We start from the raw sequence: 12,786 nt of genomic DNA, 5'->3' as shown, positions 1-12,786 counted from the left end.
ATTCGGGGTGGCGCGTATGGCGCAAGGTTTTTACCTGCGGACAACACGAGCTCGGCCTTGCGTTCTGAAGCCCAGCGCATGGCGGAAGATCTCCGGCAAGCGGTAGCGGCCGTCCAAATCCCGAGCCAGCGCTCCAGCTTCTTGCAGCACAGCAATGCCCGTGGCATCCAGTCCAACATCATCGCCACTAAAGGGCATCAAAATATTACTGGAATATTTCCCCAACCCTCGGAGCAGATCGCGGAGTTGCTTATTCTCTTGGCCGATCTCTCGTACTTTCTCAGAGCTACACTGAACGAGCGCGGTTCGCATAGCAGCCGGGACAAGCAATCGGTCTTCCTGCTCATCGCCTGAAGACAGCCTCGCGGCTTCTCTGAGGAATCGAACGACGTCACGCGCCTGCACCTGATCATTGAAGTCTGCGAGGGCCGCCGGCACCCAGCGTTCGGACCAAGCCTCGTGCGAACTGTCCGAACCGAGCTTTGCTCCCCAGACTGTCCGCAGGGACTGAGCAATCTCCTCAAAGGAGAGTTCCGTGAGATCACGATCCGGCGGCCGGACTGTCTGAGCAGTCACGGAAACCCAAAGAGCAAGCCGGAGGGCCTCCTGGGCGTCCCAACGCAACGCATACGCCTCATAGCGGTCCAAGAACTGGCCAAGATTCTGCGTGATTGCCCATGACGCAAGGTCGCGGCGCACGAATACGACAACGCCGAGCGGGCGTCCGCGAAGTGAGCGCAGCCATTCCGGAACCTCAACTAGCAACGTGCGAAGTGCGACCTGTTTCGATTCCCCTTCCAACTCCTGAAGGAAGTCTTCCAAACCGTCAAAAACGAAGAGGATCTTTCCCTGTCTTCCGAGAGTGAGCAACTCCTGCTCGGCATCGCAACCCGCTTCACGCGCGCCAACACTTCCACCAGAAATTGCCATGCAGCGCAGCCATACATCAAGCCAGAAATATGGATCGGTGCTGCTTTCCTTGGAGCGAAGCGCTTCATTCAGTACACGAAGAATCTGACCGCGTGTAGCTCCCTCTCCGCCCGCAGCCCGATCACGCAGATCTTGCGGTCCCCCACGGCCGTCCTCTGCGGGCTGCTGATCCAGGTTGGCAGGATCCAGTACTGGCACAACGAGCGCGTCATCCTGCACCACCATGCCCGCCTTCTTGGCGAATTCAGACCATTTAACCGCAGCACACATACGAGCAAAAGTAAATGTCTTCCCCGCACCCTTTGCACCCACTACGACAGTAACTGGCAGTGAGGCGCGATGGTCGCCAATAAGGCGACGAAGCGGTTCAGTCGAGAGAAAACCCAGGGCACCGTCGAGACCTGTCCGCTCTGCGAAAACGAGCGACGCGGCTCGTTCCCGTAGAGCAGTTCGGCGTTCTTCCACAGTCTTGGGGCCATCCCCCTCACCATGCGCATCTCTCGGCGGAGGTTGAGGTGCCAGTTCCGCGACCCTGTCCCCCAGACCACAACGTCGCACAACGTCGACAACATCGTCCCAACTGCGCGGCAATGCGAGCAACTCGTCCCTGAACGGGCTGACCAGTGTGACGGTCAGTGCCGCGGTGTCGACCGGAAACTCCGCCTCGTGGGGATCCCCTTCTGGCACAAGAAGGATGTCGTCCAGCGCTCCCGCCAGGGCTGCTCTAGCGGCTTCCGCCTCTGCGTCATGAACGTCCAACCGATATTGCGTCACCACCGCCGCAGGCGCTGGGTCACGACCAAGTAGAGCTGGCGCCTTGGCCCCCAGCTGACGGATCATACGAGTTGTGCCATCCAGCGACTGACTGCTCAGCGTAGTAACAAATACACGCTGTACACGTGGGTCGAGAAGTACTGGTGCCGAGAGTTCGGAAGCGCCGGCTCGAAGATCCATAATTACAACGTCGAAACCGCTGCGTGCGGCCACGTCCGCGATCGACTCTGTCAGGAAGTAGGAGGAACGAGCAGGAGTCAGGAGATCCACAGGCTCAATACGCGGAGGACCGAGCCGATGCCTGCGCGTGGCGGGCAGAATGGCAAGCTTTCCTGATCCGGTACCCCCCACTACAAATTGCCCTGCCAGGAATTCACGGACCGTATCCGCGACCGTCTGAAGATTCCCCCCGCTCGTTCCGTGCAACAGCGCGAGCACGTCCTCGTACCCGAGGTCGCATGTACCGCCTTGCGCTTGATGCATCCAGGTGATGCCCGGCGCCTCAAGGTCACTGTCAATAAGAAGGACCCGATGCCCGATCCGGGCGAGGTGATCGGCTAGAGCCACCGCATGCACTGTTCGCCCCACCCCGCCTTTGAAGGAGTGAAAGGCAATGAACTGGATATCGCCTGAAAAGACATCAGCATGTGGCCGCTCGAGTGTCTGTGCGAGATCAGCCGTCGTTCGGCGTTCCGCGAGGCGCGGAACCCGCCGCGCGCTCGCCCGTTCGTCAGCGTTTTCCAGTAGCACCGGTAGGTTCTCAGAACCAAGTCCGGCAGGTCTGTCCAAGGCGAGCACCAGCTCCCCTTGCAAACCGCCCGCTGAGCCGCGTCCGAAAGCGCGATCCAGCCAGTCGCGGACGACATCTTCCGTCGTGCCAGGACGGATGGTCAGTACGAGCTGATCCCACCAGGCATCAGCCTCTGACAACCACTCGGGCCACACCCCGCAGTCGGCCAGGTATGCAAGATGTTCATCGACATCCACCCAGGTGAACAGACGTCCGGGAACCGAACCACCACTGGCGTGAATGCCCATATGGGCTGTCAAATCGCTCTTCATGCCGCCCTTTACTTCCGCGATTCCGAGATCAAGTTTCGCAGAGCCCCTACTGCATTTTTCTCGTCGTCCCCCTCCAGATCCGCGCCATATCGCCATGCTTCGTGAAGCGCCTTGGGCTCCACCTTCTGCATCGCTCGGCCGTTGACTCGAGGTCGGGCGCATGCGCTCAACGCCTCTAGAGTCTCTCGTGACAGGCACAGTTCTCGCGCCAACGCGCGAAGATCATGAGTACGCAAGTGCTCGGGCAGTTGGGACGTATCCCGCAAGTTCTGTCGCCGCATCAGCTCCGCCTTGAGACCACACTCAGCACTGTAGAACAGCAACAGACCGCCACTGGCATGATCGCTTTGTTGCATCAGCTCCTCCCCGCTCCGCTCAAGACGGTCCCTGCTGCGCTCCAGCTGCCGCATCCCCACGTCGACCATGCGGGTGATATTACGGGGACGCACCGCCACTCTGCGTGACTATCGTTCCAGCAGGGCGACGAGACGGGAAGAGACTCAGCCCTGGATGACCGCTGCCACCGAGGCAAGCAGACGCACCACCCCCTCCGGCCCGCCCACCACCAGGTCCGCCCGTTCCGCCAGTTCCGTGACCTCGCTGCTGCCGCTGCAGACCAGGAGGGACGGGACTCCCTCGGAGCGGAGTTTCTCGAGGGTGGCGAAGGCGGGGAGGTCGCCGAGGTCGTCGCCGGCGTAGAGGACGGATTCGGCGCCCGTGCGGCGGAGGAGGTCGAGGAGGGCTACGCCCTTGTCCACGCCCGGGGGGCGGAGTTCGAGGACGAGGCGGCCGGGTTCGACGATGAGGCCGTGGCGGGTGGCGAGGTCGGTGAGGGGGGCGCGGAGGGTGCGGAAGGCGGCCTCGGGGTCGTCGGCACGGCGGGTGTGGACGGCGACCGCGCGGCCCTTCTCCTCGATCCAGGTGCCCGGCCAGGCGCCGGCCCGGTCGAGGACGCCGGGGAGTTCGGCGCGGACCGTGGCGATGCCGGGGTGCGGGGCGGGCGCGGTGACGGTGCCCGTCGCGGCGTCCCAGCGCTCGGCGCCGTAGTGGCCGAGGACGATCAGGTGCTCCAGGCCCGGGACCCCGGCGAAGCCGCCGTTGCGGACGGCGACCCCGGCCGGGCGCCCGGTGACGACGGCGACGGAGCCCACCTTCGGCGCGAGCGCGGCGAGCGCGGGCACGGCGCCGGGGTGGGCGCGTGCCTGGTCGGGGTCGGCGACGATGGGGGCCAGGGTGCCGTCGAAGTCCAGGCCGATCACGGCGGTGCGCGGCCGCTGAAGCAGCGCCCGCAGACCGTCGCGGCCCGCCTGGGTCACCGGGACCGGCAGCGCGCTGTCCTCGGCGGTGTTGTCGGGGGAAGGGTTGCCCATAGGGCGACACTATCCGCGCCGCGCCGCCGCATGCCTCAGCGTTCCGACCTTCTCGCCTCGCGGACCCGGCGCAGGCGGTTGACGGTCACCGGGTCGTGGGCGAGGGCGCGCTCGTCGTCCAGCAGGGCGTTGAGCAGCTGGTAGTAGCGGACCGGGGCGAGGCCGAGCTGCTCCCGGACGGCGCGCTCCTTCGCGCCGGGGCCGGGAGAGCCCCGGCTCTCCAGCGCGAGGATCGCCTTCTCACGGCTGCCGAGTTCCATGCCGGCAACCGTAACGCCGGGCACCGACAGGCGGGCTCCACCCCGGGAGGTGGCCGCTTTGCCGGCCGCCCGGGAGGTCTTGAGGCCGTGACGGAGAGCAGGCAGCACCTTCCGGAGCGAATGGACTAGACCTCTCGCGGGTCGGCAGGTCACACTGGGCCGGTGAGACATGTCATCGCCCTGGATGTGGGCGGTACCTCGATGAAGGCCGCCCTGGTCGGTGACGACGGCGCGGTGCTGCACCGCGCCCGCCGCGCGACGGGCCGCGAGAACGGGCCCGAGGCGGTCGTGGAGAACCTCCTCGGCTTCGCCGCCGACCTGCGCGCGCACGGCGCCGCGAGCCTCGGCGCCCCCGCGCTCGCGGCCGGCGTCGCCGTCCCCGGCACCCTCGACGAGACGAGCGGCACCGCCCTGTACTCGGCCAACCTCGGCTGGCGCGACGTACCGCTGCGCGCGCTGCTCGCCGAGCGGCTCGGCATGCCCGTCGCCCTCGGCCACGACGTGCGCACCGGCGGGCTCGCCGAGGGCCGTACCGGGGCCGGCCGGGGCGCCGGCCGCTTCCTGTTCGTGGCGCTGGGTACCGGCATCGCCGGGGCGATCGGCCTGGCCGGCCGGGTCGAGGCGGGCGCGAACGGCTTCGCCGGGGAGATCGGCCACATCGTCGTACGCCCCGGCGGCGAGCCCTGCCCCTGCGGTCAGACCGGCTGTCTGGAGCGGTACGCCTCCGCCGCCGCCGTCGGCACCGCGTGGGCCTCGGCGAGCGGCCGCCCGGACGCGGACGCCGCCGACTGCGCGCGGGCCGTCGCCGCCGGGGACCCGGACGCCGCCCGCGTCTGGGCCGGCGCGGTCGACGCGCTCGCGGACGGCCTCGTCACCGCGCTGACCCTGCTCGATCCCGGCACACTGATCGTCGGTGGCGGCCTCGCCGAGGCCGGTGACGTGCTGTTCCGGCCGCTCGGCGCGGCCATCGAGCGCCGGCTCACCTTCCAGGGCACACCCGTCCTGCTCCCGGCCGCTCTCGGCGAGAGTGCCGGCTGCCTGGGCGCGGCGCTGCTCGCCCAGGACCTGCTCCGGCACACCCCCCAGACCACGGAGGTACGCACCTGATGGCCGACAACAGCGCACGCCCGCTGGTCCTCACCGGCGGCACCGTGGTGCTGCCCGGCGGCGAGGTGCCCGGCGGGCGGGTCGTCGTCGACGGCCGCCGGATCGCGGAGCGCGCGCCCGAGGGCGCCGACGTGCTCGACGTGACCGGCCACTGGGTGGTCCCCGGCTTCGTGGACCTGCACAACCACGGCGGTGGCGGAGCGGCCTTCTCCGGCAGCGCCGAGGACGCGCTCACCGCCGTCCGCACGCACCGCGCGCACGGCACCACCACGCTGGTCGCCTCCACCGTCACCGACGACCTGGACGTACTGGCCCGCCAGGCAGCGCTGTTGGCCGAGCTGGCCGAGCAGGGCGACATCGCGGGCGTCCACTTCGAGGGCCCGTTCATCTCGCCGTGCCGCAAGGGCGCGCACTCCGAGGCGCTGCTGCGCGACCCGGACCCGGCCGAGGTCCGCAAGCTGGTCGACGCCGCGCGCGGCCACGCGAAGATGGTCACCCTCGCCACCGAACTGCCGGGCGGCATCGAATCCGTACGCCTGCTCGCCGAGCAGGGCGTGATCGCGGCCGTCGGGCACACCGACGCGAGCTACGAGCAGACGGTGGCCGCCATCGACGCGGGCGCCACCGTCGCCACCCACCTCTTCAACGCGATGCCCCCGATCGGCCACCGCGACCCCGGCCCCATCACCGCGCTGCTGGAGGACGAGCGGATCACCGTCGAGCTGATCGACGACGGCACCCATCTGCACCCGGCCGCGCTCCAGTTGGCCTTCCACCACGCGGGCGCCGACCGGGTCGCCTTCATCACCGACGCGATGGACGCGGCGGGCTCCGCCGATGGCCGCTATCTGCTCGGCCCGCTGGAGGTCGAGGTGCGCGGCGGCGTGGCCCGGCTGGTGGAGGGCGGCTCCATCGCGGGCTCCACCCTGACCCTGGACCGCGCCTTCCGGCGGGCGGTCACCGTGGACCGGCTGCCGGTCACGGACGTGGTCAGGGCGCTGTCGGCCAACCCCGCCCGGCTGCTGGGCCTTTCGGACCGGGTCGGCTCGCTGGAGCCCGGCAAGGACGCCGACCTGGTGCTGCTGGACGGCGACTTCGCGCTCAAGGGCGTCATGCGCCGGGGTGAATGGGTGATCACGCCCCGACTGCCCTGATCCGTACGCCCCCTTCCGTCGCCCGGCGTCCGTCCCGCAACTGGGCCGGACGCCGTCTCTTCGGCATGATCAGGGCCCACGAACAGGGCCCACGAACAGGGCCCCGCAGACCGAGACGCGGGGACATCGAGGGAGGGCGGACCGGGTGATCCTCACGGTCACGCTGAACACCGCTCTCGGAGGAGGAGTCGGCGGCCTGGCGGCCGTGCGGGCTACCGCCAGCCCTTGTCCAGCGAGAACTGGTCCAGGTTGACATCGCACTGGTTGCCGCTGCCGCAGGAGATGCTGACCGTGTTGGAGCCCTTCTGGAGCTCCAGGTTGGCCCAGGTGTGAGTCCAGCCGCGCTCCCAGTCGCCCTCGGGGGCGTGGGCGAAGTTGGCCAGGTTCAGCGGCCGGTTCTGCGAGGTGCCGTTCACCGTCAGGGTGGCGTTCGCGTCCTTGCCCGGCACGCCGTAGTTGACGTTCAGCGTGTACTTGCCGCGCTTCGGCACGTCCACCGTCCAGGTCACCGAGGCGCCGACCTGGTTCAGGCCGCCCACGTAGGAACCGCCGGCCGACTTCGCGCCCTTGATCTCGGAGGCCGGGGCGGCGCCGCCCGCGAGCTGCACGGCGTCGTCGACCGCGTCGGCCTTCGGCAGTTCGCCGGCCGAGGCCGTGCTCGTCGCCTTCGGGCTCGGCGGGGCCTCCTGGGACTGCGTCGGGGACGCGTCCGCCTGGTTGCCGGCCTTGCCGTCGTCGTCGTTGCCGTTGAGCATCGCCACGCTGATCCCGATGACGACCGCCGCGACCACCGCTATCGCGCCGATCAGCAGACCCCTGGTGTTCGGCCCGCGCCGGCCGCCGCCCCCGCCGGAGCGCATGGCCTGCCGGGACGTGGGAGCGGCGCCGGGCTGCTTCTCCGGTGCCTGGTACTGGGCGGTCGACTGGCCGTACGCACCCTGCGGCTGCTGCGGAGCGGTCTGCTGCTGGCCGTACCGGCGCTCGCCGACCGGGCGCACCCTGTTGACCGCGTTGGGATAGCCGTAACCGCTGGACGGCGGCTGGGCGCCCCTGGCCTGGCCGTCGGCGTACAGGTAGCCGAACGGGTCTTCTTCCTCGGGCTTGCTCGCGCCGTTGTCGCCGGGCGTCATCCCTGGGTACTCCTCAACAGGTGCGGGCGGATGCGGTACGGGAGTGTGAATGGCGAGCCTACCCTCCCGCACACCCCGCCTCGCTCGGACGGGGGAGCGCCGAACGGACGCCCGAACCGCGGGGTCCGGCGCTCTCAGCGCACTGACCTGCGCATCACCCGGCACGCCGATGCTGCTTGGGACGAGATCGTTTCACGACGTACATCCGCTCGTCGGCGGACTTCAGCACCTCGTCCGCCGTCATCCCGCAGTGCGCCCAGCCGATGCCGAAGCTGGCGCCCACCCGGACCGCCCTGCCCTCGGCCCGGATCGGCTGGATGATCTTGCCCCGCAGCCGTACCGCGAGGTCGGCGGCGTCGGCCTGGCCGAGCCCGTCGGCGAGGATCACGAACTCGTCGCCGCCGAGCCGGGCCACGGTGTCGCCGTCCCGGACGCAGTGGCTGAGCCTGCGGGCCACCTCGATGAGGACCGCGTCGCCCGCGTTGTGCCCGAAGCGGTCGTTGATCGACTTGAAGCCGTCCAGGTCGCAGAAGAGGACCGCGAGCCCCTTGGTGCCGTCGTCGGGCCCCTGCTCGGGGGCGACGGTGTGCACATGGCGGTCGAAGGCGTCGTACGCCTCCGCGCCCGGAGTGAAGTCGAAGCCGTGGGCGTCGCCGGACCCGGCCGGGTGGCCGTAGGCGGCGTCCAGGGAGTCCTGGGCGTCGAGGTGGGCCGGGCGGCGGCACAGCCGGGCGGCGAGCCGGGACCGCAGCTCGGCGGAGTTGGGCAGCCCGGTCAGCGAGTCGTGGGAGGCGCGGTGGGCGAGCTGGAGCTCGCGGCGCTTGCGCTCCTCTATGTCCTCGACATGGGTGAGCAGGAAGCGCGGGCCGTCGGCCGCGTCCGCGACCACGGAGTTGCGCAGCGACACCCACACATAGCCGCCGTCGCGCCGGCAGAGCCGCAGCTCGGCCCGGCCGCCCTCGGCGGAGGTGCGCAGCAGGGTGCCGATGTCCTCGGGATGGACGAGGTCGGAGAAGGAGTAGCGGCGCATCGCGGAGGAGGGCCGCCCGAGCAGGCGGCACAGGGCGTCGTTGGTGCGCAGGATGCGGCCGTGCTGGTCGCCGCCCATCTCGGCGATGGCCATGCCGGAGGGGGCGTACTCGAATGCCTGGCGGAAGGATTCCTCACTGGCCCGCAGGGCCTGCTGGTCCCGCTCCAGACGGACCAGGGCGCGCTGCATGTTGGCGCGGAGGTGGGCGTTGCTGATCGCTATGGCGGCCTGGAAGGCGTACATCTGCAGGGCCTCGCGGCCCCAGGCGCCGGGGCGGCGGCCGGTGAGGGGGCGGTCGATGGATATGACGCCGAGCAGTCCGCCGCGGGCGCCGCCCTGGGCGCCGGGGGCGTACATCGGGGCGAAGAGGCGGTCGCCGGGGTGCCACTCCTCGGTGAAGTGGGGCGTGGGACCGTCGCTGTACCACTGGGGGACGTCGTCGTCGTCCAGGACCCAGCCCTCGGTGTGGGGTATGAACACCAGGTCGCCCCACAGCTCACCCATGCCCAGGCGGCGGTCCCAGGACTCGCGGGAGCCGGTGCGGCCGGTGATGAGGGCGTCGGCGGCGGAGTTGCCCGAGACGGCGGCGACGACGAGATCGCCGTCGGGGCGTACGAGGTTCACACAGGCCATCTCGTACCCGAGGGCGGTGACCGCGCCGTCGGCGACGATCTGCAGGGTGTCGGCCTGGCTGCGCGCGGTGTTCATCTCGGCCATGACCTGGTGCAGCTGACGCAGTGAGGTCAAAGGGACATACGGCTCCTGATCGGTCTCCATGCTCGCCCTCCCCCTGCCGTCCACAGGCTTTCCGCCACTGAATCACAGCGCGCTGCTCACTCGGTACACAGGGTCAACAATTCCGTACTCCTTGTGACTCAAGTCACAGGAGAACTTGAACAATTGAGTGCAGTTTCCGCACTTTCCCGTTGCACTCTCCGATCGCAAAGGCTGCGAAGTTGCGCATATGCCGCTGGGCTGGTCCGGGCTGGGCCCGTTCCGGTCAGCGCGCGGCCCCGCCTGTGGTCCTAGGTCCGGGCTCCGCCGGAGGCCCGATGCGGCGGGCGGGGGTGGCCGAATAGCGTTTGCGGCGTGCTGAACCCTCCCTCCCCCACCGCCCCGGCCGCTTCTGTGCATGCTGAGGGGGTGAGCGACGACGAGTTCCGGGCCGCGATGTCCCGTCTGGCCGCGGGAGTGGTCCTGGTGACCGCGCAGGAACCGCCGCTGGACCCCGACGACCCGCACGCGCCGGGCACGGAGGACGTCGGCATGACCGCGACCGCCTTCGTGTCGGTCTCGCTGGACCCGCCGCTGGTCCTGGTCAGCCTGCGCACCGGCTCCCGCATGGACGACCTGCTGGACGAGCAGCCGCTCTGGGCGGTGTCCCTCCTCGCGGAGAACCAGCGACAGATCGCGGGCCGCTTCGCCATGAAGGGCCGCATCAGCGACCGCCTCCTCTTCGCGGACCTGGCCTGCGACCGGGGCGAGGCGACCGGCGCCCTCCTTGTCTCCGACGCGCTGGCCACCCTGGAGTGCCGTACCGAGCGGCGCGTCGTGGCCGGCGACCACACCCTGGCCGTCGGCCGCGTCCTCACGGCCCGCGTCCCGGGCGGCGAGGGCGGGCCTCTGCTGTACTACCGGGGCCGCTACCGGCACCTGGGCTGAGCGCGACCGTCCGGGGGCGGCGGGTGTCCCCCGAAGCGTGACCCACGCCCTCGACCGCTTCCCCCTGGCCGTCCATCTGGCCGTGCTCGCCGCCCCGCTGCTGATGCCCTGCCTGGCCGTCCCGTCGGCCGTGATCCTGGCCGTACGCGTTCGCACCCGCACCTGGGGCCGGGCCTGGTACGCCCCCGACACCGCCCCTTGTCTCCTGCTGGCCCTCCTGACCGCCGCCACGGCCTTCGGCCTCTTCGGGTACGGCGTGGTGTGCGGCTTCCACCTGCTCGACCCGGATCAGCTGTGCGCCGCCGAGGGGATGGCCGGCGACATGATCGTCACGCACGAGACGCTGCCGGTCAGCGCGGGGTGCGTCACCCGAGGCGGGCGTCGCGACGGAGCTGGTCCCGTTCTGGGTGAACCCGGTGATCCACCTCTGCCTGCTGGTGTGCGCGGTGGCGATCGGGGCGGGGGTGGCCTCGGTGGTGCGCCGAAAATCCGTTCGCCCGGACGGCCCTGCCGCATAGGGTTCGCGGATGCCTCTCCGCCTCGCCGAGCTGACACCCGCGAACCTCGAAGCCGCCCTGGCCATCCGCGTGCGTCCCGATCAGGAACACGCGGTCGAGCCGGTGGCGCACTCGCTCGCCGAGGCGTACGTACGCCCCCCGGGTGTCGCCTGGCCGCGGCTGGTCCTGGACGGGGAGCGTCCGGTCGGCTTCCTGATGGCGTTCCTCGGCATCGACTGGCGTGCGGACGGCGGCAGTGTCCGCCGCTCCGGCCTCTGGCGGCTGAACATCGACGCCGGCGAACAGGGCAAGGGCTACGGGCGGTTCGCCGTGGAGTCCGTCGCGGCGGAACTGCGCCGGCGCGCGTGCACGGAGCTGTACGTCACCTGGCACCCCGGCGGCGACGGGCCCGGGGAGTTCTACCGCCGACTGGGCTTCCGGACGACGGACGAGACGAGCGGGGGCCAGACGGTGGGCGTGCTGGACCTGACCCAGCCCTGACAGGACCCCGCCGGGGGCCCGGCTCACAGCGAGTGCCTTCCCGAGTCCGGGAGCGCCATGGCGAGACGAGACCGGAGAACTCCTCGTCAGATCGGCTCACCGATCCATCGAAGAGACGCGCGCTAGCCCCAGTCCCGCCCCGCGCGGCCGCGCTTGGTGTCCGCGCGTTGCTTCTTCTCCCTGAGGCGGCGCTCGTTGATGCCGCGGGGGATGCGGGTGGGGCGGCGGGGCTTGGGCGGGGGCGCGGTGGCCTCGGCGAGGAGCGCGGCCAGGCGTACGGCCGCGGTCTCGCGGTTGCGCCACTGGGAGCGGTGCTCGGAGGACCGTACGACGATGACGCCGTCCACCAGCCGCGCGGCCAGGCGTTCGAGTGCGCGTTCCTTCCACACCGGGGGCAGGGCCTCGGTGCGGGCGAGGTCGAAGCGCAGCTCCACCTGGGAGTCGCTGGTGTTGACGTGCTGGCCACCGGGCCCGGAAGACCGCGAGAAACGCCAGGTCAGCTCGGCCTCGGGGAGCGAGACCGAGCCACGGATGAGGTAGGGCCCGGACATGTGTCCCATGTTCCCGGCTCAGGGCGCCCCCAGTCACCCCGTTTTCCGGTGCGCCCGCGCGGGACGCCGGAACAGCTCGGTAAAAAAGGTAAAGCGGGCAGGAACCTATGGGGCCCCTCCCGCCGTTCTTACCGGTGACGTAGCTTCGTCGGCACAGATTCTCGAACACAGATTCTCGAACAGGGAAGGGACTCCCGATCATGGCTGTAAGCCTGTCCAAGGGTGGCAACGTCTCGCTCACCAAGGAGGCTCCGGGCCTGACGGCCGTCACCGTGGGCCTCGGCTGGGACGTCCGCACCACCACCGGCACGGACTTCGACCTGGACGCGTCCGCCATCGCGGTCAACAACCAGGGCCGGGTCTACTCCGACCAGCACTTCGTGTTCTTCAACAACAAGCAGACCCCGGACAGCTCCATCGTCCACACCGGTGACAACCGCACGGGCGAGGGCGCGGGCGACGACGAGGCCATCAACGTCAACCTGGCCGGCCTCCCGGCCGACGTCGAGAAGATCGTCTTCCCGGTCTCCATCTACGACGCCGAGAACCGCGGCCAGAACTTCGGCCAGGTCCGCAACGCCTACATCCGCATCGTCAACCAGGCCGGCGGCGCCGAGATCGCGCGCTACGACCTCTCCGAGGACGCCGCCACCGAGACCGCCATGGTCTTCGGCGAGCTGTACCGCAACGGCGCGGAGTGGAAGTTCCGCGCGGTAGGCCAGGGTTACGCCTCCGGCCTGGTCGGCATCGCCCAGGAC

At 69.9% G+C, this 12,786-nt stretch carries 11 protein-coding genes; 5 read left to right on the top strand and 6 right to left on the bottom strand.

Features of this window, described 5'->3' with window-relative positions; translation table 11 throughout:
- Window positions 1–30: 30 nt before the first annotated feature.
- The 3 genes from ACFWN1_RS26285 to ACFWN1_RS26275 form a co-directional block, all read right to left on the bottom strand.
- Window positions 31–2,766, bottom strand: coding sequence for a ParA family protein (locus ACFWN1_RS26285; protein WP_384366760.1), 2,736 nt, complete (start codon window positions 2,764–2,766; stop codon window positions 31–33).
- Between the two features lie 500 nt (window positions 2,767–3,266).
- Window positions 3,267–4,136: a trehalose-phosphatase gene (otsB, locus tag ACFWN1_RS26280; protein ID WP_384366757.1), complete on the bottom strand. Its 870-nt coding sequence runs from the start codon at window positions 4,134–4,136 to the stop codon at window positions 3,267–3,269.
- Window positions 4,137–4,171: 35 nt separating this feature from the next.
- The gene (locus ACFWN1_RS26275) at window positions 4,172–4,396 is read right to left on the bottom strand and encodes a DUF3263 domain-containing protein (RefSeq protein WP_384366754.1); all 225 of its coding nucleotides are present in this window, start codon (window positions 4,394–4,396) and stop codon (window positions 4,172–4,174) included.
- A 162-nt stretch (window positions 4,397–4,558) separates the two neighbouring features.
- On the opposite strand from ACFWN1_RS26275, the gene ACFWN1_RS26270 reads away from it, so the two are divergent.
- Complete coding sequence (locus ACFWN1_RS26270; protein ID WP_384366751.1) at window positions 4,559–5,503, top strand: ROK family protein; 945 nt, start codon at window positions 4,559–4,561, stop codon at window positions 5,501–5,503.
- Entirely contained in the window at window positions 5,503–6,657 is a 1,155-nt protein-coding gene (nagA, locus tag ACFWN1_RS26265; RefSeq protein ID WP_384366748.1) for an N-acetylglucosamine-6-phosphate deacetylase, read from the top strand. Before ACFWN1_RS26270 ends, nagA begins: the two co-directional genes overlap by 1 nt.
- A 212-nt stretch (window positions 6,658–6,869) precedes the next feature.
- Here nagA and ACFWN1_RS26260 read toward each other — a convergent pair whose 3' ends face one another.
- Window positions 6,870–7,787 (bottom strand): CBM35 domain-containing protein, encoded by a 918-nt coding sequence (locus ACFWN1_RS26260; protein WP_384366745.1) that lies wholly within the window; start codon window positions 7,785–7,787, stop codon window positions 6,870–6,872.
- A gap of 154 nt (window positions 7,788–7,941) precedes the next feature.
- Window positions 7,942–9,594, bottom strand: coding sequence for a diguanylate cyclase CdgB (gene cdgB, locus ACFWN1_RS26255; RefSeq protein WP_384366742.1), 1,653 nt, complete (start codon window positions 9,592–9,594; stop codon window positions 7,942–7,944).
- A gap of 312 nt (window positions 9,595–9,906) precedes the next feature.
- Here cdgB and ACFWN1_RS26250 point away from each other — a divergent pair, with 312 nt between their 5' ends.
- Together ACFWN1_RS26250 and ACFWN1_RS26245 are read left to right on the top strand one after the other, a co-directional pair.
- Window positions 9,907–10,479: a flavin reductase family protein gene (locus ACFWN1_RS26250; RefSeq protein WP_384366739.1), complete on the top strand. Its 573-nt coding sequence runs from the start codon at window positions 9,907–9,909 to the stop codon at window positions 10,477–10,479.
- A gap of 527 nt (window positions 10,480–11,006) precedes the next feature.
- On the top strand, window positions 11,007–11,477 hold the full coding sequence (locus ACFWN1_RS26245; RefSeq protein WP_384366736.1) for a GNAT family N-acetyltransferase: 471 nt from the start codon (window positions 11,007–11,009) through the stop codon (window positions 11,475–11,477).
- Between the two features lie 122 nt (window positions 11,478–11,599).
- On the opposite strand, the gene arfB is transcribed toward ACFWN1_RS26245, so the two are convergent.
- A complete protein-coding gene (gene arfB / locus ACFWN1_RS26240) occupies window positions 11,600–12,028 on the bottom strand; it encodes an alternative ribosome rescue aminoacyl-tRNA hydrolase ArfB (RefSeq protein ID WP_384366733.1) in 429 nt (142 codons plus the stop codon).
- Window positions 12,029–12,228: 200 nt separating this feature from the next.
- Here arfB and ACFWN1_RS26235 point away from each other — a divergent pair.
- The coding region (locus tag ACFWN1_RS26235) for a TerD family protein (protein ID WP_384366730.1) at window positions 12,229–12,786 on the top strand (558 nt) is incomplete at its 3' end.

Source organism: Streptomyces sp. NPDC058459 (assembly GCF_042721685.1).
Classification (GTDB): domain Bacteria; phylum Actinomycetota; class Actinomycetes; order Streptomycetales; family Streptomycetaceae; genus Streptomyces.
This window is presented reverse-complemented; position numbering and strand designations above follow the sequence as displayed.